General features: G+C 60.4%; 19 protein-coding genes. 2 read left to right on the top strand and 17 right to left on the bottom strand.

Features of this window, described 5'->3' with window-relative positions:
* Nucleotides 1-376 precede the first annotated feature (376 nt).
* The 15 genes from HF916_RS49140 to HF916_RS49070 all read right to left on the bottom strand — a co-directional run bounded on the left by HF916_RS49140 (nt 377) and on the right by HF916_RS49070 (nt 15,851).
* Nucleotides 377-1,297 (bottom strand): LysR family transcriptional regulator, encoded by a 921-nt coding sequence (locus HF916_RS49140; RefSeq protein ID WP_168795911.1) that lies wholly within the window; start codon nt 1,295-1,297, stop codon nt 377-379.
* Between the two features lie 99 nt (nt 1,298-1,396).
* Nucleotides 1,397-2,695 carry an HlyD family efflux transporter periplasmic adaptor subunit gene (locus HF916_RS49135; protein WP_168795910.1) on the bottom strand — a complete coding sequence of 433 codons (1,299 nt, stop codon included), beginning with the start codon at nt 2,693-2,695 and terminating at the stop codon, nt 1,397-1,399.
* A 34-nt stretch (nt 2,696-2,729) separates the two neighbouring features.
* Nucleotides 2,730-4,256: an efflux transporter outer membrane subunit gene (locus HF916_RS49130; RefSeq protein ID WP_168795909.1), complete on the bottom strand. Its 1,527-nt coding sequence runs from the start codon at nt 4,254-4,256 to the stop codon at nt 2,730-2,732.
* 50 nt (nt 4,257-4,306) lie between these two features.
* The gene (locus HF916_RS49125; RefSeq protein ID WP_168795908.1) at nt 4,307-4,744 is read right to left on the bottom strand and encodes a MarR family winged helix-turn-helix transcriptional regulator; all 438 of its coding nucleotides are present in this window, start codon (nt 4,742-4,744) and stop codon (nt 4,307-4,309) included.
* Between the two features lie 97 nt (nt 4,745-4,841).
* Nucleotides 4,842-6,404: a DHA2 family efflux MFS transporter permease subunit gene (locus HF916_RS49120; protein ID WP_168795907.1), complete on the bottom strand. Its 1,563-nt coding sequence runs from the start codon at nt 6,402-6,404 to the stop codon at nt 4,842-4,844.
* 89 nt (nt 6,405-6,493) lie between these two features.
* A complete protein-coding gene (locus HF916_RS49115; RefSeq protein WP_168795906.1) occupies nt 6,494-6,931 on the bottom strand; it encodes a MarR family winged helix-turn-helix transcriptional regulator in 438 nt (145 codons plus the stop codon).
* 274 nt (nt 6,932-7,205) lie between these two features.
* The gene (locus HF916_RS49110) at nt 7,206-8,366 is read right to left on the bottom strand and encodes a methyl-accepting chemotaxis protein (RefSeq protein ID WP_277352305.1); all 1,161 of its coding nucleotides are present in this window, start codon (nt 8,364-8,366) and stop codon (nt 7,206-7,208) included.
* Nucleotides 8,367-8,619: 253 nt separating this feature from the next.
* A complete protein-coding gene (locus HF916_RS49105) occupies nt 8,620-9,705 on the bottom strand; it encodes a porin (protein ID WP_206002082.1) in 1,086 nt (361 codons plus the stop codon).
* A gap of 200 nt (nt 9,706-9,905) precedes the next feature.
* Nucleotides 9,906-10,970, bottom strand: a complete 1,065-nt coding sequence (locus HF916_RS49100) for a maleylacetate reductase (RefSeq protein WP_168795904.1) — start codon at nt 10,968-10,970, stop codon at nt 9,906-9,908.
* Between the two features lie 37 nt (nt 10,971-11,007).
* Entirely contained in the window at nt 11,008-11,334 is a 327-nt protein-coding gene (locus tag HF916_RS49095) for a non-heme iron oxygenase ferredoxin subunit (protein ID WP_168795903.1), read from the bottom strand.
* 2 nt (nt 11,335-11,336) lie between these two features.
* The gene (locus tag HF916_RS49090; protein ID WP_168795902.1) at nt 11,337-11,813 is read right to left on the bottom strand and encodes an aromatic-ring-hydroxylating dioxygenase subunit beta; all 477 of its coding nucleotides are present in this window, start codon (nt 11,811-11,813) and stop codon (nt 11,337-11,339) included.
* Entirely contained in the window at nt 11,810-13,072 is a 1,263-nt protein-coding gene (locus HF916_RS49085) for an aromatic ring-hydroxylating dioxygenase subunit alpha (RefSeq protein WP_168795901.1), read from the bottom strand. Before HF916_RS49085 ends, HF916_RS49090 begins: the two co-directional genes overlap by 4 nt.
* Nucleotides 13,069-13,794 carry a fumarylacetoacetate hydrolase family protein gene (locus HF916_RS49080; RefSeq protein WP_431311476.1) on the bottom strand — a complete coding sequence of 242 codons (726 nt, stop codon included), beginning with the start codon at nt 13,792-13,794 and terminating at the stop codon, nt 13,069-13,071. The genes HF916_RS49085 and HF916_RS49080 overlap by 4 nt, the downstream gene beginning before the upstream one ends.
* A 4-nt stretch (nt 13,795-13,798) precedes the next feature.
* A complete protein-coding gene (gtdA, locus tag HF916_RS49075; protein ID WP_168795900.1) occupies nt 13,799-14,845 on the bottom strand; it encodes a gentisate 1,2-dioxygenase in 1,047 nt (348 codons plus the stop codon).
* 16 nt (nt 14,846-14,861) lie between these two features.
* Nucleotides 14,862-15,851, bottom strand: a complete 990-nt coding sequence (locus tag HF916_RS49070) for a 2Fe-2S iron-sulfur cluster-binding protein (RefSeq protein WP_168795899.1) — start codon at nt 15,849-15,851, stop codon at nt 14,862-14,864.
* Nucleotides 15,852-15,956: 105 nt separating this feature from the next.
* On the opposite strand from HF916_RS49070, the gene HF916_RS49065 reads away from it, so the two are divergent.
* Entirely contained in the window at nt 15,957-16,871 is a 915-nt protein-coding gene (locus tag HF916_RS49065; protein ID WP_168795898.1) for a LysR family transcriptional regulator, read from the top strand.
* Nucleotides 16,872-16,952: 81 nt separating this feature from the next.
* Here the strand turns inward: HF916_RS49065 and HF916_RS49060 are convergent, their stop codons facing one another.
* Both HF916_RS49060 and HF916_RS49055 read right to left on the bottom strand, forming a co-directional pair.
* Complete coding sequence (locus tag HF916_RS49060) at nt 16,953-17,675, bottom strand: dienelactone hydrolase family protein (protein WP_168795897.1); 723 nt, start codon at nt 17,673-17,675, stop codon at nt 16,953-16,955.
* Complete coding sequence (locus tag HF916_RS49055; protein WP_168795896.1) at nt 17,672-18,769, bottom strand: cupin domain-containing protein; 1,098 nt, start codon at nt 18,767-18,769, stop codon at nt 17,672-17,674. Before HF916_RS49055 ends, HF916_RS49060 begins: the two co-directional genes overlap by 4 nt.
* A gap of 146 nt (nt 18,770-18,915) precedes the next feature.
* Here HF916_RS49055 and HF916_RS49050 point away from each other — a divergent pair, with 146 nt between their 5' ends.
* Nucleotides 18,916-19,794, top strand: a complete 879-nt coding sequence (locus tag HF916_RS49050; protein WP_168795895.1) for an IclR family transcriptional regulator — start codon at nt 18,916-18,918, stop codon at nt 19,792-19,794.
* Nucleotides 19,795-19,921: the final 127 nt, after the last annotated feature.

Here is a 19,921-nt window from a genome sequence, read left to right as displayed (position 1 = left end):
TAGTCGAAAAGTTGACATCTTTTTTTCGTTCTACGGCAATCGACTCGAAATTAGAACGCCGTTCTCAAATCTGCAATGCGAACCAAGGAAGGTAAGAGTAGTTCGATTTTTGTCAGTGCAACACCGCCAGTGTTAAGCCCACGAAAACATTAGCGTCTTCGTAACTCCTGTCCAGCGCGGATTGTCCGGCTGTGAAACTGCTGCTGCGGATTGCTTCGCAGATGTCGCGCTCCAACTGGGGATCTCCTCTTCGGCGGTAGGAAATACGCATCGCGCCCAGGCGGTCTGGCAGGCGTTCAACGCGCAGCACGGCAAGCGGTTTCCCGCCACGATAACCAGGGCAGTTATTTATTCAACCCATTTACGGGATGTTGTACTAGCACCCTGCCTGTGGCGTGTCTGCTGTTTCGTCGAAAAACGCTGCGGCATGCTCGACAAACGCTCTAACCTTGGCCGGCAAGAGTGTTCGCGAGTTGTATGCCAGCCGAATTTCAACTGCACCGTCGACAATTTCGAAGTCGTGCAGGATCCGTACCAGCCGTCCGGAGGACAGTTCATCCTGCACGAGCGCTGCTGACACCGCACCGATACCGAATCCCTCCAGCACCATTTCCCGATTGAACATAGGGTTGTTCGATGCGATGTGATACGTCAGGGGGACGGTCAGACCCCCTTCGTCCAGGCGGAAAGTCAACTCGGGCTTGCGAACACACGGCGATACGGCGACGAACGTGTGTTTGGTGAGTTCGGATGGATGCTGGGGTAATGAGCGTCTTTTGAGATACTCGGGCGTGGCTACGATAATGAGCGGCACGCGCTCGAGAAGTCGAGTAACGACCGTCTCGGTGCTCAACATGAACGGGACGACGATGCCAAGGTCATAACCGTCCGCGACCAGATCTACCGGTCGCTCGGTAAGGGTCACATCAAGATCTACCTTGGAATACTTGCGCTTGAAGGTCGAGATCAGCGGTACGAGTCGAAGCATGGTCGCCGTGGTGTGGGCGACGAGTCGGAGCACACCACCAGGCTGAAGCGTCTGCATCGACGCCTCAGCCTCCAGCACCTCCAGATCGTCCAGAATGCGGCAGCAGCCAGCATAGAAACGTTCCGCCGTCTCCGTCATCGAAATCTGCCGGGTCGTCCGATGCAACAAACGGCTGCCCAGCCGAGTCTCGAGTCCTGAAATAGCGCGTGACACGGCCGGTACGCTAGTGCCCAGTATGTCTGCTGCCCGCGTAAAACTTTTCGCCTCTACGACAGAACGGAATACTCGCAAACTCTCGATATGGTCCATATGGTCCCTTTGATGGCAGCGCACGCATGCGCTGTTGGCATACCTGCAAGGAACGCGACGCAGCCCCTGTCACCGGGGCTGCGCTCGCGCTGGATGCCGCTAACCGCGCGCCGGGTCCCGCATCGCCACCTTCCTGGCAGCCGACGTTGCCGCCTTCGCCGGCGCCGTCACCTCGTTCTGCTCGATAATCTTCGCGATCTCCGCGTCGGCCTGCTCGCCATACTGCGCAAACACATCGGTGTGATAGGTCGTGTTCACAGCAGCGCCGAGCTGCGTGCCGGAATCGTCGCGCGTGTCGGCGTCGACCACCATAGACAGCCCGATGCGAAGCGGATGCGCCTCCAGCTCCTTCGGGTCGAGCGCGATACGCACCGGCAGGCGCTGCACGATCTTGATCCAGTTGCCGGTCGCGTTCTGCGCCGGCAGCGTCGCGAACGCGCTACCCGTGCCAGCCGAGAAGCCGATCACCCGTCCGTGGTACTTGACGCTCGAACCGTAGACATCCGCCGTCATCGTGACCGGCTGGCCGATGCGCATCCGGCGCAGTTGTACTTCCTTGAAGTTCGCATCGATCCACACGCCGTCGAGCGGCACGATCGACATCAGCGGCGTGCCCGGCCCGACGCGCTCGCCCACCTGCACCGAGCGCTGCGCGACGTAGCCCGTCACCGGCGCCGGCAGCGTATTGCGTGCGTACTCGAGGTAGGCGTTGCGGAGCTTGGCGGCGGCAGCCCGCACATCCGGATGCTGTTCGATCGATGTGCGGTCGGTCAGCGCGCGGTTCGATTGCGCCTGCTGACGAGCGGCGTCGAGCGCTGCCTGAGCGGCGGCCACAGCGTCGTGAGCGTGCGAAACGTCTTCCGCCGAGACGGCGCCGGTGCTGGCCACCGCGAGACGGCGCTTCAAATCGTCCTGCGCGCGGGCCAGGTCCGACTCGCGCTGTGCAACATTGGCCGCGTAGTAGTCGTTGTTCACGTAGAGCGTGCTCACCTGGCGCACGGCCTGGCCGAGCGCCGCCTCGGCATTCAGGAGCGCGATCTTCGAATCTGCCGGGTCCAGCGTGACGACCGGGTCACCCACTTTCACAATCTGCGTGTCGTCCGTGTCGACCGCGTTGACCGTGCCGGTCACCTGCGGCGTGAGCTGCACGAGGTTGCCGTCGACGTACGCGTCGTCGGTAGACTGGTGATATTGCCCATACGTGAAGTAGTACGCGCCATACGCAGCACCCGCGACCACGACCCCGATGCCCAGGAGTGCGAGCCACAGCTTGCGCTTGCCTGAGCCGCCGGGCGGCGTCGCGTTCGGTAAGGTGCCGGCGGGTGCACCGTTTGCACCGCTTTTATTCGATTGGGCCGGGTCCGCGCTCGTGCGGTCGGTCGTGGTGGTATCGCTCATGTCAATTCTCCTCAGAGTGGGCGAACGTGCCGGTTCAGCGCGCGGCGACGGCGGGGCTGACGGGGTTGGTGGAGGTGGTAGACGCAGCCGAATCCGCGCTGCGTTTTGCATCAGATGACGTATCGACATAGCCCCCGCCGAGCGCCGACGCGAGCGCGATCTGCTGGTCGCGCCGGTTCATCAGCAGGTTGGCGACGGCCTGATCGGCCTGCAGCGCGTTCATGTCGGCGTTGAGCACGGTCAGCTGATTCGTCAGGCCGCCCTTGTACTGCGTGATCGCCAGCTCGTCGGCCTCGCGCGCAGCTTGTTGCGCCGCTTGTGCATCGCCAAGCTGCACGTCGCTTGAGCGAATCTGCGCAAGTTGCGTCGCCACGTTGCTCAAGGCAGTGATCAGCGTCTGGTTGTAGGTCGCGACTGCGTCGTCGAAATCGGCGTAACGTCCCTTCAGTTGCGCACGCAACTCACCCGCGTCGAAGATCGGCAGATTGATCGCCGGACCTACGGTGGCCGTGCGGCTCGCCGCCGTCAGGAAGCGGCCGAAGCCAAACGCGTCCAGGCCGATCGCAGCGCTCAGATTGATGTCCGGGTAGAACTCGGCCTTCGCTTCCTTCACTTCGTGCGTGATCGCATCGACGCGCCAGCGGGCCGCGACAATGTCCGGGCGGCGGCTCACGAGGTTGGCGGGCAGATTGTCCGGCAGTCGCACCTCATCGCCCACGCCAAGCGCAGGCCGCGCGATCGTGAGTCCACGGTCGGGGCCTTCGCCCATGAGCGCGGCCAACTGGTAGCGGGTCGTCAGGATGCTGCCGTCGAGCGCGGCGAGCGCCGAGCGGGCCGTCGCGAGATTCGCCTGCGCCGTCTTGCGTTCGACTTCGGTATCGAGCCCGGTTGCGATGCGCCCGGCCGTGATGCGGTCGATCTGTTCGCGGCGCTCGACTTCCTGCTGGGCGATATCGCGCAGCACATAGAGCCGCGCAACCTGGTTATAGGTGCGGGCAACCGCGGTCGTGAGCGTGAGCTTGACGACTTCCGCGTCGGCCTCGCTTGCCTGCACCTGGGAGACCGCGGCCTTCATCGATTCGCGATTCTTGCCCCACAGATCCAGATCGTATGAAGCGCTCAGCAGTCCGCTGTTCTGGGTTTGCCAGGTGCCTGCGTAGGGCGGCGGCACTTCCGCCGTGCCGCTGAACTGCTGGCGCGTCAGCGAGTATTCGGCATCGACCCGCGGCATCGTGCTGGCCTTCGCGGTGTCCGCATAGGCCTGCGCCCCAGCGAGGCGGGCGCGAGCCTGGGCAAGCGTCGGGCTGCCCTTGAGCGCTTCGTCAAGCAAGGCCTTCAGCTGCGCGTCGCCGAACTGGTCGGCCCAGTCGGCCGCCGGCCAGTGACCGCTTTCGGCCGGCAGGCTTTGCGTCGTCGCGAACTGTTGCGGCTGCGCCATCTGCTTGTCGCTGTGGATGCCCGCATAGTTGACGCATGCCGAGAGCATCGCCACCAGGATCGCCGACAGCCCCGCCCTCACTACACGGACACCGCGACCGGATTGATTAATCTGCGCTTTCATTTTCTGACCTGTCAGATTCATGGTTAAAAAAAGGGGGAGCGCCGCAGCGCTCACTCTCCGATGAACTTGTTAAGCAGGCGGCACAGTTCGTCGAACTCCGCCTTCGTGAACTTCTTCAACCGCACATTCAGCACTTCCGGTGCGATCGACGGAATCTCGGCCGCGATTTCTTCGCCCTTCTTTGTCAGCACCAGGTTTACCACCCGGCGATCGTCAACGCTGCGCGAGCGTTCCAGCAACCCCTTCGTTTCCAGCTTATCCAGCATCCGTGTCATCAGTCCGGTGTCGACGGACAACATCTTCGAGAGCTCGAACGGCGTGGCGGCCAGGCCGCGTTGCATCGCGAGGAGAATGCCCATCTGCGGGCCGGTGATGTCGAGATCCTTGAGGGCCGTGTCCATTTCCGTCGTGATCAAGTTGCGCGCCTTGGTCAGCAGGAACCCGACGCTTTGCGTCAGTGAGAAACTTTCAGGCGTGTAGTGCTTCATGGCGCGTCCTCAGTATCAATGACTTTAACAATAACTGCAACGTCAGTATTATGCAAGAACATTTTTTCGCTTTCTTGCCGTCCGGGGAGCACGCTGCTCAGTGACCGCCCGCGCCCGCTGCGTACTTCGCACCGTCCTTGCTGGGCTTGGTGATCCAGATGAGCGGAATGATCACGACAAAGATCACCGCCGACAGCCAGAACACATCGTTCAGCCCGAGCATCGACGCCTGTGCGCTCAATTGTGTTTCGAAAAAGGCCTGGGCTTTGAAGAGACTCGCATGCAGCGTCGTCTGAATACCGGCCAGCGCGTGCACGTAGTTCGGGTTGTTCACGCTGGTCTGCTCGGCGAGCTGCGAATGGTGCAGGATCGTCCGGTCGTTCCAGACTGTGCTCATGAGCGACGTGCCCGCCGCGCCGGCGAAGATCCGCGCGAAGTTCGACAGGCCCGCGGCCGCCGGGATCTTCTCCTGCGGCAAGCCCGACAGGATGATCGCCGTGAGCGGCGTGAAGAACAGCGCCATCGGGATGCCCTGCAGCAGCGTGGGCAACACGAGCGTGTAGGGGTCGACGTCCGTGGTGTAGAGCGAGCGCATGAAGAACACGCCGGCGAAACCCAGGAACGCAAGCGTCGCCAGCACCCGCACGTCCGATCTCGGCATGACCTTGCCCATCACCGGTGCAAGGAGCACGGCGAAGATGCCGAGCGGTGCGGTCACCATGCCGGCGTCGACGGCCCGGTAGCCCAGGTACTCCTGAATCCACGTCGGCAGAATCACGAGGTTGGCGAAGAAGACCGCGTACGCGACCGATATCGCGAGGGTGCCGCCCAGGAAGTTGCGTCCTTTAAACAGGCGCAGGTCGACGATCGGCTTGGCCTCGGTCAGCTCCCAGATCAGGAAGAACACGAACCCGACCAGCGCGACGATCGTGAGCGCCCAGATCACCGGCGAATTGAACCAGTCGAGATCCTTGCCCTTGTCGAGCATGACCTGCAGAGCGCCCACCCAGACGATCAACGAGATGAGCCCCATCTTGTCGACCGGCAGCTTGCGCGACGGCGTTTCGCTCTTGCGGTAAAGGGCCCAGATGACTGCGGCGGCGAACAAGCCGACAGGCACGTTGATGTAGAAGATCCACGACCAGTTGTAGTTGTCGGTGATCCAGCCGCCGAGAGCCGGACCGGCGATCGGCCCGACCGTTGCGGTCATCGCCCACAGCGACAGCGCGCTCGAGCTTTTTTCCCGCGGAAACGAAGCGAGCAGGAGCGATTGCGACAGCGGCACCAGCGGCCCCGCCACCGCACCTTGCACAATGCGGGCCGCGAGCAGCACGGGCAGGTTCGGCGCGAGGCCGCACGCCGCGGACGACACCACGAACAGCAGGATCGCGGCCACGAAGAGCTTCACCTGGCCGACCCGCTGCGTGAGCCAGCCGGTCAGCGGAATCGACACCGCGTTGGCCGCGGAGAACATCGTGATGACCCACGTGCCTTCGTCGACCGACACGCCGAGGTCGCCGGAAAGCGTCGGGATCGCGACGTTGGCGATCGACGAGTCCAGCACATTCATGAAGGTGGCGAGGGCCACGGCGAACGTGCCCAGTGCGAACTGCCAGCCAACCAATGGGGCAGGCGCGCTCGCGGTTTTTGGCGGATTCATGTTGCGTCCTTTAAGGGGTTTGACAGCCGGCTGTCCTGAAACCGGCACTATTTATCTGATGTGTCAGATAAATGGGTAAAAAAAATGGCCTACCCATCCAGCAACTTGTTGAGGAGCCTGCACAAGGTTGTGAATTCCAGCGGGGTAAAGCCCGCCAGGCGCCGGTTCAACATCGCCGGCGCAAGCTCCGCGATCCGCGTGGCGACATCCTGCCCCGCTTCGGTCAGCGTCAGGCTGACCACCCGCCGGTCCAGACTGTCGCGAGTCCGGCGCACGAGACCCTGCCTTTCCAGCCGGTCGACCATTCGTGTCACGAATCCCGAATCGATGCCAAGCATCCGGGACAATTCCACCGAGGTGTGCGCGCTGTCCCCCGACAGGAGCAGCAGTGCGCCGACCTGCGAACTGGTGACGCCGGTGCCGGAGAGCGCCCCATCCATTTCCGCCGTGAGCAGGTGGCGGGCTTTGCCCAGCGCAAAGACAATGCTCTGACCCGGCCAGAAAAAGTCGCCGAAGTAGTGATTCATTGCTGATACCTCCGTTACTGATCTAGACTATATCTGACTTTTCAAATATATGCAAAGACTTTTTTGGCCCGAGTCAGGCGCATCCATTTTGCGTGCCCAATTGGAGAAAACGAGTCTGCGAATCTCCTTCTACTCCAGCGGGCCCACTTCCACAGTCGTCCCGTAGCCTCTACGACGACCGTCCATCGGGCAACGGTTAATTACCGATAACTTGCGCGCGAAACGCCGTCACGAAGCCGGCGTCCAGCGTTTTCCGACGGGGTTCCGCGCAGGACTACAGGTCGATTGGTACCGCGACGCCGGTTGTATTAGCAAGCTTGAATGACGAAACGACAATCTTTAGTCTGGATGCCTGGTCGTCGAGCGAATGGGCCGCTGCTGCCACCTGCTCGACCAGCGCCGCATTCTGCTGTGTCGCCAGGTCCATCTGACTAACGGCCTGGTTGACCTGTTCTATGCCACGACTTTGCTCATCCGATGCAACGGCAATTTCACCGACGATTTCGGAAACACGCCGGATAGCATCTTTAATCCCACCCATCGCACTGCTAACTTCGATGGCCTGTTGCGAGCCATCCCGAATCGTGGCTACAGATGAGGCAATCAGGTCCTTGATTTCCTTTGCCGCAGACGCAGATCGCTGAGCCAGACTACGAACTTCACCGGCCACAACCGCAAAGCCTCTTCCTTGGTCGCCAGCTCGAGCCGCTTCCACAGCGGCATTGAGCGCAAGGATGTTGGTCTGGAACGCAATTCCTTCAATCACGCCCGTGATTTCGGAGATCTTGTTCGAGCTACCACTGATTCTCTCAACGGTGGCAACCATGGCTTGAACGACATCGCTGCCTGCACCAGCGATTTCCGCTGCCTTCGTGGCCAGTGCATTCGCCCGACGCGCATTGTCCGCGTTCTGCTTCACCGTCCCGGTCAACTGCATCATGCTGGATGCAGTTTCCTCCAGCGACGCAGCTTGTTCTTCTGTGCGGGCAGAAAGGTCAAGGTTTCCCGCGGCAATTTCGCGTGTAGACGTGGTAACTGAATCCGTCGACAAATGCACCGCAGACATGGCCTCCTCCATGCTGCGCATCAGCTTGTCGAACGCGGTGGCTGAGCGACCAAACTCATCCATGCGCGGACTCGAAGACCGCTTTGACAAGTCAAGGGTTGTCGCAATCTCCTCAAACATTCTCACCACGCGGTTCAGCCCGCCGCATATGACATGGTCCAGGTGGAGGCCACAGTACATCGCGATCGAAAATCCCATTGACGCCAGTCCAATCAGACTCATCAGCCATGGGCGGTACGACGAAACCACGTTCGCGTCGAGGCCAAACAGCGCGACTATTGCCATCAGTCCGACGACGGACATCAGTGCTAGCCAGGTGCCGAACGCGAGCATTAACTTGAGTCTGATCGTGAAGACGAATTTCTGCACTTCGCATCCTTCGTGATTGACGGCGCGACTGCGCCATGAAGACTGATGCCTGATATGGGAGCAGGGAGGCTTCGGACCAACCGGCCGCGACACACCGCCCTACGAAGCCGCGATCCTGCCAGTCGGGCAACGCGCGCCGATATTTCGCCCAGGCGCTCGACCCCAACCTTGATGACGTTGCCCGGCCTGACGGCCCCCCGGGCGCATCGATGAAGGTAACGGATCGCGGTATGTCACCCCCGGGTCCCGAGGTTCAGAATGTGTGCCGCACGCCCAGCATCACGCCAAGCTGTTCCGCACCTGTCTCCACCGTACCGCCGGCAGCCACCGACGCGCTGCCGTTTCGGCCGTTGATCATATAACCCACGGATGAATAGACAGACGTACTTCTGCTCAGATAGTAGCTGGCACGCGCGACCAGCTCAGTCGAACTCGTCACACCCGACTGGATGTATTTGTCAACCTGCGCGTCGAGTGCCAGCAGCGCTATCGGCGTATAGGTAAGTCCGAAAAAGTACAGGTTATAGACCATGCTCGCGGCGCCAGCCGACAGATTGCGGTGAATCCAGCCACCGCCTACCCTCAGGCTCGGGAGCTTGAAATAACCATCGACCACAGAGCGGGAGTCCGTGTAGGCGCTGCTGGTCAGCGGAGCGGAGGCCCCCGCGTTACCACGCATCCGGTCATACGATGCCGCCACCCCGAAACGGGACGAATCGTAGGCAATCAGGCCAGTGTATTGCTTGCAGGCGAGGAAATTGCCGGCCACCTGCCCCGGGCAATTCGTCGCGGCGGGTCCGCCGGGTCCGGCTGCGTCGCGCCCGAAACTGTACGTGGCGCCGACGGTCACGCCCGCAAACTTTCCCATGTAGCCAATAGCGTTGTCGCTGCGCGCATTGGGAAAATAGTTGTCGAAGACGTACAGCGAATGAACCGATGGGCCGATAACGTCGGCGTTCAGGACCGCGTAAGTCGACATGTTGTTCTGCCGCCCAAGCGTCAGCGAGCCGTAGGCCGTCTGCAGCCCCACGTTCGCCTGTCGCCCAAACTCCCGGCCACCGTAATTGAAGCCACCGGTGCCCGGCGCGAAGCCGTTCTCCAGCTTGAAAAACGCCTTGGTGCCGCCCCCGAGATCCTCCACGCCCGTCAGGCCCCACTCCGAAGGCACTTCGCCCGTCAAAGTGGGCATCCCGGCGAAACTGCCTCCACCGGCAGCGTGGTTATAGTATTCGACTCCTGTATCGATGATGCCGTATAGCGTGATGCTGCTCTGGCTGTACGCCAGACGTGACACCAGCACGAGTGAAAAGAACGCGATGCTCCTCAACACACTTCGCATTTCCATTGACGTCTCCTGTGTTTTACGGCTGTTTTTTATAATCTATGGTCTGCTAATCAAATAGATAGGAGGTTATGTATTTTTCTGTGTAGTCTGCACCTGTGGCCGCAAGACGCGGGCAGGCCGAACGGCTGCCGCTAGCGGCCTCAAGGCGAGACCACTAGCGTCGGATGGATAGTGCGATGAAGCCCCTACCGCCCTCACCTCACGGACGGCACCTGTCCAGCCCATGCGGCATGCAGCAACGTGTGCACGGCTGCCTCGTCAACCGGCAGGGGGTTGTGATCGATGTGATGGAAAGATTCACCGGCGATGGCGGCGATGCGGTCGGCCGGAACGCCCAGCTCGCGCAGTGCGACCGGAGCCCCCAGATCGCGTACGAGTCGCTGTAGCGCCACTGCGGGATGCGCGCCCATCACCGACTCCATCGCCGCGCATGCCTCAGGTATCGCCGGCGCGTTATAGGCCAGCACGTGCGGCAGCACGACACAGTTGGACTCGCCGTGGGGTACCTCGAAGCGCCCGCCCAGTATGTGACAGATCCGGTGGTGCATGCCGATGCCGACCGAGTTGACCATCAGGCCGCCAATCGCTGCGCCATAGGCCGCCTCGCTGCGGGCGTCCAGGTTGGTGGGCTGGTCCGCCAGTTTCTTCAGCGCACGATAGAGCATGTCGATGCCGGTCAGCGCGAGCTGGCTGGTCAACGGATTGCTCTTCGGGACGTACAGCGCCTCGATACAATGCGCGAGCGCGTTCATGCCGGTGGTCGCGGTCTCGCGGATCGGCAAGGATTGCGCCAGCACCGGATCGACAATGACGGTGTTGGCGAGCGCTTTGGGTTCCCGCCTGGCGCGCTTTTCGCCCTCCACGAGTACCCCGAACAGCGGCGTCATCTCCGAGCCCGAGAGCGTGGTCGGCAAGGTGATATGGGGCGCGCCAGTCTCGACCGCAATATATTTGCCAAGGCCGATCGTCGAACCGCCTCCGACGGTGACGACGGCATCACATTCCTGCCGGCGGAACGCGTCGAGTGCTGCATTCGCTACCTCGATGGGACAGTGCGGCACCGCGCCATCGAACGAGGCGCGAAGCCGGGACCCGAGAGCCTCGGCGACTTGCCGGTAGCGGCGGGCGCCGCCCTCTGTTGTGATGAGCAGTGCACACGATTTTCCCAGCTGATCGAGACGGCCCGCAAGGTCAGTGACGCGCCCGGCGCCGAACAGGACGGTCGGCGAATGGCAGAAGAAATCAAAAACGGGCTGCATTGAAACTCCCTTCTGTATGTTCTGGTGGAACGCCTTCCTACTCGAAGGCGACGTAGACCCGGCCGTTCTCGATCCTGACGGGATAGATCCGGATGGCCAGGGTTACCGGGGCACAGGTCGACTCGCCTGAGCGAACGTCGAACTTCCCCTGGTGCAATGGGCATTCGATTTCGTGACCGTCAAGAAACCCGTCACAAAGCCGGGCGTGGCCGTGGGTGCACAGGTTGTCGGAGGCGAAGATGTCACCATCCACGCTGTAGATGGCGAGGTCCTTTCCGGCAACGATTACACCGACCACGTCATCGGCCGGCACGTCATCGACCGCGATGACGTCCTGCCACGAAAAAGTCTCATCGGCATTCATGATCAGACTGGATAGATGATGGAGTTCGGAATCATTTCGCTGTCGTAGATCGCCAGACGCGAGGCAAACTTCAGACCGTCGGGGGTCGCAACGATTTCGTCGACGTAACGACCTGCATTGAACACGGTCGACAGCTGGTTCAGCTTCGTGCGGATCACGACGTAGTTGGCTTCGCTGTAGATGCGACCATCCTCGACCTTGTGCACCAGAGGCGCGCCCACAATGTGCCGCTGATAGTACGGGTCGTGAAAGAGCGTCTCCTGGACGCCGTAGATGCGATCCTTGAGCATCCCCTTGCTTTCGAACGAAAGCGTCGCCAGTGGAAATCCGCGTTCGAAGTTTTCGCGGGGCTGTAGGCGGTAGACGCACTGCTCCGTGAAAAACTCCGGCCACAGGCTCCAGTCGCCGGAGTCCACCGCGCTCGCATAGTCTGCGTATAGCCGTGTCAGCGCCATCCAGTCTTTCAGGGTCTCTATCATTCCGGTGCCTCCATGACTTCGCGCCAGTAGCGGTACATGCCCCGGATGAGCGTGTCGCTCACCATGTGATCGGTGTCGGTGACCTCATGCCCACCCAGCTCGGCCAGTGTCCGATGAGACGGACGGCTTTCGAACGACGACTGGGAGAATTCGATCACCTCGCCATCGTCAGCCGAGACGAAGCCCGCCGGGCCAAACAGGTTGGCCTGTCTTAGCCGTCGCTGGGTCATCTCCTCAGAATCGTCCTCGAACCCGAAGTGCGTCCAGAAGAAGTCGAAGGAGCCGTGTCCGTTGGGCTGGATCTGCCGCGTCGAGACGCTGTTGACCGACTGCTGGAGGATGACACTCGGGAAGATGGTCGTCATGACCGCAGTCGGGCCGCCCCACCAGGGCTCCGTGACGATATCCAGGAAGCGCGGGTCATTGAGTTGCATGTCCTCCTTGAAGCGCGCGACCTGCGACACCTCCGACGCCTTGAGCGAGTTGCCCCGCGTGGAGATCATTGCAGCATGCCGATTGTGCACGTCCATCTTCAGCGCAGAGCGGTTGTCGGCACGCCAGAGTCCGAAGGTCACGAACCACGTATGCAGAAGACCAGGATGGTAGGAATCCTTGATATTCTCCTGCATGAGCTTCCAGTTGCCCGGAATGCGCTGCCGGTTGTATCCGAGAACCTTCAGCTTCCGGCCGTTGAAAGTCCTGTCGAAACACTGCAAGATCGTCGGGCCGAGAAAATCCTCGAGCGACTCGATCCCGTGGTCAAACGAGGCAAATACCACCCCGCCCCGCGTTGCGACCTTCAGCTTCGTCAAGCCGTTATCCTGCAACTTGAACTCAGGTGGCATGCCGCCGTGCACCTTACCGTCCTGTTTCACACCCCGGCGAAACGGAACGCCCTGCAGATCCCCCTCCAACGTGTAGTTCCATTGGTGGTACGGACAGGTGAACCCGTCTTTCCGGTTCCCGTGACGCTCTCTGCAAAACGCCATGCCGCGATGGGCACACGCATTCTCGATGACGTTGACATGGCCGTCGGCGCCGCGGACCATGATGACGGAGCGCTCACCAATGACGGTACGGGTGAAGTCGCCAGGGTTCGGAATCTCGGCTTCAAGTCCGACGTAGCACCAGTGCTTGCGATAGAAGAACCTCTCCAGCTCTTTCTTGTAGGTCGACTCGTCGGTGTACGCCATGAACGGGATACGGCTGGTACCCTCGTCTTCCCACTTGACGGTTTGAGGGAATATCGTGGATGTCATCGCGTTGCCCCCACCTTCTGGATCACGGTCACGGTTACTTCCGGGAGTCCTTCGATGCGGCCGCGCATCACATCTCCAGCCACCACAGGACCGACGCCTTCTGGGGTTCCAGTCATGATCAGATCGCCAGAACGCAGCGGTTCGTAGAGCGACAGGTGCGCGATACACTCCGCAGTCGACCAGATGAGCTTTGCCACATCCGATGCCTGTTTGCTCGCCCCGTTGACAGTCAATTCAATCGCCGCCGACTTCACATGCCCGGTTTCGCCGACGCGATGCAACGCCCCAATCGGAGCCGACTCACTGAAGCTCTTGCCAAACTCCCACGGCCGGCCCGCGTCGCGAGCCGCAAGCTGCAAGTCACGACGCGTCATGTCCAGTCCAACGGCGTAAGCGAACACGTGATCGAGCGCTTCACTCACCGGGATTTCAAAGCCGCCCTTGCCAATCGCGACCACGAGCTCGATCTCGTACTGGTAATTCGAGGTCATCGACGGATAGGGAACCGACACGGGCGCCGAGGCGTCCACGATGGCGCTGGCCGGCTTCATGAAGAAGAACGGCGGATCCCGGTCAGGGTCCTTGCCCATCTCGCGCGCGTGAGCGGCGTAGTTGCGTCCGACGCAGAAGACGCGATTGACCGGAAAACGCTTCTCGCTTCCGTGTACGTTCAGCGAGTAGACGGGGGAAGGCGAAACTGCGAAATCGATGTGATGTGTCATTTCTTTACTCCCGCGACTCGCGCCAAAGGCCGAGTGCCTGATGGACCGGACGATCGCTAAAACTAAACAGGTGCGTGTCCGTTGTTGCATGGATGCGCAGCTCATTCCAGGAAGGAACGATAAAGATGTCATTGGGACCAAAGCTGTGCGTGGCCCCGTTGATTTCGGCGTGACCGGAACCCTCCAGACAGACGTAGACGGTACCGTCCGTGCACCGGTAAGACTGGGTCTCGAAACCTCGGGGAAGCCTCTGCGCATAGGCTCCGATTGTCGGCATCGGCGATCCGCCGGTGGCAGGGTTCACATAACGCAGCTTGAAGCCAAGGTGTTTGTCCGGCTCCCCTTGAGCAATCCCCAGCAACGATTCCCTGGTACGTTCATAGGGATAGACGAACACAGGGCTCGGTGACACGCCGTCGACTTTGTGGTCGACCGGCAGCATGTTCGCGCCGTATCGCTTCAGGCTGTCCCCTTCTGGCCTGACAGGCAGTTGGGTGGACACGCTCGAGCGCTCCGAAAAGCTGGCATCGAGGAATTGCACCAGCGGCACATCGAGCCCATCGAGCCAGATGGCCGGCTGATTGCCAGGATTGCCGTGGTCGTGCCATGTCCAGGAAGGCGTCAGGATGAAGTCCCCTCGGCGCATCGTGGTACGCTCCCCATCGACCGCCGTATAGGCGGCATCGCCCTCGAGCAGAAGCCTCAGCGCTGACTGCGTGTGGCGATGGGCCGCCGCCACCTCTCCGGGCAAAACCAGTTGCAGGCCCGCATACAGGGTCTGCGTGATGGCCGAACGCCCGCGTAGCGCCGGGTTCTCCAGGACCAGCACGCGGCGTTCAGCCTCGGCTGCGGTGATAAGGCGGCCTGCTTCCATGAGGGGCTCGCGAATCTCCGCGTAGCGCCAGATGGCCGCCACGGCGGGAGAGGCCGGCGTCGGCGTCACTAGCCGGTCGAGCACTTCCCATAACGGAGTCAGGCTCTGTTGACTGATGCGGTCGTAGTATTCGCGCCTCGCTTGCGCTTGCTCTGGTTCAATGGTGTGACTTTGCATCGTACTTGTCTCCGATTTACCGGTCGCTCGAATAGAAGGCGTCGGCATAGATATGCTCGGGCGGTATCCCGCGCTGGTTAAGAAGAAGTGAGGCGGCCTCCACCATAGGGGGCGAGCCACAAAGGTAGGCGCGAAAGTCCTTCAGGCCGTCCCCCCAGTCACTGGCTATGGCATCGGTAACGAGGCCGGTACGTCTGGAGCGCCCGGTCGCATCCGAGGCCGGGATCACCTGAACCGACAGGTTGGGATGCTCGCGCGCAAGATCCTCCAGCCAGTTCCCCCCATAGACATCAGGTGAGGACCTCACGCCGAAGTACAGATGGATGGGATTGGCCATGCCCGCGCGGAGCGCGCCGCGAACGATTGACAGGATCGGTGCGAGTCCCGTCCCGCCCGCGACGCATAACATCGGCCCAGTGTGCTTTTCGCGTAGATAGGCCGTGCCGAGCGGTCCGCTCACGCGTACCGAATGACCGACAACGAGTTCGGTGCTGATATAGCTCGATACCCGCCCACCAGGAACCAGACGAACGTGAAATTCCAGTTCTTCGTCTGATGCAAGACCTGCCATTGAGTACGGCCGGATGTGGTTCGGCGTGAACTGGACCTGGGCGTATTGCCCAGGTGAGAACGACAACGGCTTGGCTGGTCGAAGGACGATCCGCTTGATGTCGTGCGTCATGTCCGCGATCGCGACGACCGTGGCCTTCAGCACCCTCGCAGGATGAATCACGACTTCATCGGGTTCCGGCACCTCGATCTCGCAGTTTTCCGTCAATTCGCTCATGCAGGCCAGTGCAAATTGACCCTCGTTCACGCGGGTGACCTGTGTCTCCGAGCCTGACTCGAGAAGGTGGCCGCGGGTGACCTTACAGCGGCACGTGCCGCATCGGCCAGCGGTGCAGCTATACGAAATCGGCACGTTGTGCTCGCGCAGCACACTCAGCAGATTGGCGCCCGGCGATACAGCCAGCGTGCGATTGAGCGGACGGACAACTAGATCCATGAGATTTGCTCTACTGAAATCTTTCGTGGCTCAATTCTATGAACTGGCCTAACATTGGTAAATGCAATATCGTGAATTTTCAACATTTACGCTGTGAATGAGACCATGGAACTGAATGACATCGACCTGAACCTGCTCGTCGTTTTCAATGAACTGCTCATCGAGCGTCGTGTAGCCAAGGTGGCTGACAAACTTGGTTTGACGCAACCGACGGTGAGCAACGCGCTAAGCCGGTTGCGCAAACTTCTTCAGGACGAACTTTTCATTCGCACATCGAAGGGCATGGAGCCGACCCTCTATGCGAGTCAGCTTGCAGAGCCAATCAGCTTCGCGTTAAGCACGATTCGAAGCTCGTTGAACCAGCAATCCGAGTTTTCCCCCGCCACGAGCACACGAAGATTCACCATCGGTATGGCCGATGTTGGCGAGATCTATTTTTTGCCTAGGCTAATGGACAAGCTGGCGCATGTTGCTCCCCAGGTTTCTGTCAGCACGCTGCGCAACACGTCTGTGGATCTAAGGGACGCGATGGAAGCAGGACAGGTCGATCTTGCAATGGGCTTGTTGCCACACCTAAAGGCCGGATTCTTGCAGCGCAGCCTGTTCCAGCAGCCTTATGTATGCATGTTTCGCCAGGGTCATCCACTTCAAGGAAAAAGAATTACCCTCAAGCAGTTCACCGAAGCCGACCACGTCGTTGTCGTTTCCCCGGGAACAGGACACGCGAAAGTGGACGAAATGATCGAGCGAAAAGGCATTCGCAGAAACGTTCGGCTTACCGTGCCGCATTTCGTCGCCGTCGGGCACATCCTTTCGAATACGAACATGATCGCCACGGTTCCGGAGCGTTACGCGATGGAGTGTCTGGCGCCATTCAAGCTGGCGTATGTCAAACACCCCGTCGAACTTCCAAAGATCGGCATCAATATCTTCTGGCATGCGAAAGTGCACAAGGAGCCGGGCAACCAATGGCTGCGCAATCTGCTTGCCGAAACGTTCTCGGATGCCCGACGAGGGTGAGGCGATCGATTGCCAAATCGCAGATGACGTCAGATCAGTAAGCGACTGCCGGTGGCAGGCACTCGAACTGGAACGGCGCAATCATCGAAGTCGCTCCGTCAACAATTCGAGCATGCGCTGATCCGCCGCGAGAAAGGACTCCCGGCTGAACACCTCCTCACGCAACGAATTGAAGAATCCATGTTTCGCGTCTTTGTAGGTGTAGACGGTTGCGTTCGGCATGCCGTCGACGACGTTCTCGATAACGTTGATATGATCCGGGAGTATGTGAGTGTCCGCCTCGCCCACGTGGTATTGCAGCGGACATTCGATGCTGCGCAACTCCTTCAGATGCTCGTGAACCCGCACGCCGTAGAAAGAAACCGCGGCATCGCAATGAAAACGGGCGGCGTACCTCAGTGCGAGCAAACCGCCGATGCAGAACCCGACGACGGCCACCTTGCCATTGGAACCAGGCAGGTGACGCACCCACTCCGCTACGGCGTTGCAGTGATTGAGAGCCGTCTCCTGATTGAATGCCTGGAGCAATGCGAAGCCACGTTGGCGGTCGGCCTCCTTATAGCCGAGATCGACCCGGCGTTCGAGATGGCCGAAAACGTCAGCGCACACCACCCTGTATCCCCTCTCAGCCAGTTTCGTCGCGATGTGGCGCATCGCGGCGTTGACGCCGAAGATTTCCTGAAGCAGAAGAATCGTGCCGCGCGGCGCATCGTTCTTGCTTTCGGCAGGGCCGACGCAAAACGCTTCGACATCTCCCTCTTGAGAGATTACGTGCCAGCCGGACGGAAATTGTGCTTCGTTCATGCTACCTCCAGTTCAGAAATGGTTCCGTCGTCGTTACGCGCCTGTTTGCGCATCAAGCCGAATTTCTTGAAGGCGGGCTCGTCAGTCACCGAATAGAGCACGGCCTGGCCGCCGGTCGATTCATGCTGAAACCACGACCATGCGGGCGCGCAGAAGACGTCGTTGGGCTTCCACGCGAAAGTTTGGCCGTTTATTTTGGTCCTTCCGCTGCCTTCCAGCACGACAAATACCGAGGAAGAGGTTCGCCTTTGTGGCTGCGTCCGTTCGCCTGCGCGCAGCAATGTGCTTCTATAAGACATGGTAGACATCACAGGGCCGCCGCTAACCGGATTTGTATATTCAATCGTGATCGCATCGTAGGGACTACCAGGCAGCCCGGACATTGCATCGAGCGCCGCCCGCGTGTCCTTCCATCGATAGACGAACATCGGGGAGTGATCGACGCGGCCCCTGCGGTGGTCAACGAAGGTCGGCGTGAGCCCCCCGCGCGAGTACAACTGCGTGGAATATCCCAACGGCGCGGTGACCGACTGGGTAGTCTTCCGCTGCTCACCTTCCACATAGTCGAATTCGAACATCGTCGAATTGAGTGATTCGACTAGCGGAACGTCGAGAACGTCAACCCAGATAACCGGTTCAGTTCCTTCGTTTCCGTGATCGTGCCAGCAGCCGTTGGGCGTCAGCACGAGATCGCCACGCGACATTTGAATCTTCTCGCCATTTACCGTGGTAAACCCACCGCTGCCCTCCAGCACGAAGCGGCTCGCATTCGGCGTATGACGATGAACCGGTGCCTGTTCTCCAGGGTTGTAAAGCGAGTAGGCAGCAAACAGGGTCTGCGTGATGTATGGCTTGCCGGACAGCCCCGGATTGGCAAACACCAGAGCCCGCCGCTCGCACTCCTCGATCGGCACAGTCTTGGCAGCCACCGCGAGCCGTGGGCTGATGTCGGACCAATTCCAGTGACAAGGCACCGCGGTCCGCCGCGGCTCCTCAATTTCGATCTCCATGCGCTGCTCCCAGAACTGCACCAGATTGAGCGCGGATGCATCGCTTGAGAGTTGGGCGCGCACGCCAGCATGATCAAGTTCCATAGTCATCTCCGGGTCCATTTTTGATTTGCTCGATATCTTATAATATGAGATGCATCATACAATATAAGATGAAAAACAGCCTGTCAAGCAAACGTCTCGTGAAGATTTGGCACGGCGGGGAGGACTGCGCGGGTTGAAGGCAAGGGATGCCGCTGATACCCTTTGCACCAATCCATGAAAGGAAGGCGATGAACGTAGAAACGAAAGCCGAGCAGGACGATCAGGCCGACGACCAGCGTCCCGGCATTCAGTCGGTCGAAATCGGGGCGGAAATTCTGAGAGCACTTGCGACTTTTGGAAGGCTCGTACCGTTGCGATCACTCGCGGCGAAATGCGGCATGCCTGTCGGAAAGGTGCACCGCTATCTGGTGAGCCTCACGCGCGCGGGACTCGTCGAGCAGGACGGGGCCAGCGGCCACTATGGAGTTGGCCGGAGTTCGATCGCGATAGGACTCTCTGGACTATGGGCGTGCTCGCCTGTCAAGGAAGCGGCTCGGGCAATCGCACGGTTGAGGGACACTACGCGGGATACAACTTTCGGCGCGATCTGGACTGATGTGGGTCCTGTCGTCTGTTTGCTGGAGGAAGCCGACAGTCCGATCTACATGAACATCCGCGTCGGGGCGCAACTGCCAATTCACCTTAGCGCGACGGGACGGGTATTCGCAGCCCATTTGTCCGAGGAGATTGTCAAGAAGGCCGTCAGGCTTCAGGAGCACACGCTTTCGGTCTCCGGGCAAAAATTCACGTCGGCCCAGCTGCGCGAGCTTTATCGGGAAGTACGCGCGAACGGTTATGCAGCAATCGCGGGGCTGAGCGTACCCGGCATAAATGCCGTCGCTGCTCCTGTCTACGACCACACGGGTAAAGTCTCCGTCGTGATTGGGCTGCTTGGACGGGACAACGATCTGCCGGTTTCTGGAGAGTCGGCCCATATCAATTCGTTGCTCGATTGCGCCGCGCTTGCATCGGAGCGACTGGGTTATGACGCAGGCGCCATCAGTCGGCAAGCCGAAGAGACTTAGAACTCGAGCTGAGGTACCGCCAGGAAGCAATTTCTTACGTCCGCTACGCAGGGGCGGATTCAACCGGTGGACGCAACGGCCGTTCCGTCGGGCACCGGGTACGGCAAATCATCGGCCGGAGCCGACG

Origin of the sequence: Paraburkholderia aromaticivorans (assembly GCF_012689525.1) — a bacterium.
Lineage (GTDB): Bacteria > Pseudomonadota > Gammaproteobacteria > Burkholderiales > Burkholderiaceae > Paraburkholderia > Paraburkholderia aromaticivorans_A.
The sequence above is the reverse complement of the archived record's forward strand: the minus strand, read 5'-3'. Positions and strand labels throughout refer to the sequence as shown.

What these genes read in the sequence shown, in the direction of transcription:
- HF916_RS49140 (WP_168795911.1), bottom strand. Translation starts at nt 1,297, where the DNA reads ATGGACCATATCGAGAGTTTGCGAGTATTCCGTTCTGTCGTAGAGGCG.
- HF916_RS49135 (WP_168795910.1), bottom strand. Translation starts at nt 2,695, where the DNA reads ATGAGCGATACCACCACGACCGACCGCACGAGCGCGGACCCGGCCCAA.
- HF916_RS49130 (WP_168795909.1), bottom strand. Translation starts at nt 4,256, where the DNA reads ATGAAAGCGCAGATTAATCAATCCGGTCGCGGTGTCCGTGTAGTGAGG.
- HF916_RS49125 (WP_168795908.1), bottom strand. Translation starts at nt 4,744, where the DNA reads ATGAAGCACTACACGCCTGAAAGTTTCTCACTGACGCAAAGCGTCGGG.
- HF916_RS49120 (WP_168795907.1), bottom strand. Translation starts at nt 6,404, where the DNA reads ATGAATCCGCCAAAAACCGCGAGCGCGCCTGCCCCATTGGTTGGCTGG.
- HF916_RS49115 (WP_168795906.1), bottom strand. Translation starts at nt 6,931, where the DNA reads ATGAATCACTACTTCGGCGACTTTTTCTGGCCGGGTCAGAGCATTGTC.
- HF916_RS49105 (WP_206002082.1), bottom strand. Translation starts at nt 9,705, where the DNA reads ATGCGAAGTGTGTTGAGGAGCATCGCGTTCTTTTCACTCGTGCTGGTG.
- HF916_RS49100 (WP_168795904.1), bottom strand. Translation starts at nt 10,970, where the DNA reads ATGCAGCCCGTTTTTGATTTCTTCTGCCATTCGCCGACCGTCCTGTTC.
- HF916_RS49095 (WP_168795903.1), bottom strand. Translation starts at nt 11,334, where the DNA reads ATGAATGCCGATGAGACTTTTTCGTGGCAGGACGTCATCGCGGTCGAT.
- HF916_RS49090 (WP_168795902.1), bottom strand. Translation starts at nt 11,813, where the DNA reads ATGATAGAGACCCTGAAAGACTGGATGGCGCTGACACGGCTATACGCA.
- HF916_RS49085 (WP_168795901.1), bottom strand. Translation starts at nt 13,072, where the DNA reads ATGACATCCACGATATTCCCTCAAACCGTCAAGTGGGAAGACGAGGGT.
- HF916_RS49080 (WP_431311476.1), bottom strand. Translation starts at nt 13,794, where the DNA reads ATGACACATCACATCGATTTCGCAGTTTCGCCTTCCCCCGTCTACTCG.
- gtdA (WP_168795900.1), bottom strand. Translation starts at nt 14,845, where the DNA reads ATGCAAAGTCACACCATTGAACCAGAGCAAGCGCAAGCGAGGCGCGAA.
- HF916_RS49070 (WP_168795899.1), bottom strand. Translation starts at nt 15,851, where the DNA reads ATGGATCTAGTTGTCCGTCCGCTCAATCGCACGCTGGCTGTATCGCCG.
- HF916_RS49065 (WP_168795898.1), top strand. Translation starts at nt 15,957, where the DNA reads ATGGAACTGAATGACATCGACCTGAACCTGCTCGTCGTTTTCAATGAA.
- HF916_RS49060 (WP_168795897.1), bottom strand. Translation starts at nt 17,675, where the DNA reads ATGAACGAAGCACAATTTCCGTCCGGCTGGCACGTAATCTCTCAAGAG.
- HF916_RS49055 (WP_168795896.1), bottom strand. Translation starts at nt 18,769, where the DNA reads ATGGAACTTGATCATGCTGGCGTGCGCGCCCAACTCTCAAGCGATGCA.
- HF916_RS49050 (WP_168795895.1), top strand. Translation starts at nt 18,916, where the DNA reads ATGCCGCTGATACCCTTTGCACCAATCCATGAAAGGAAGGCGATGAAC.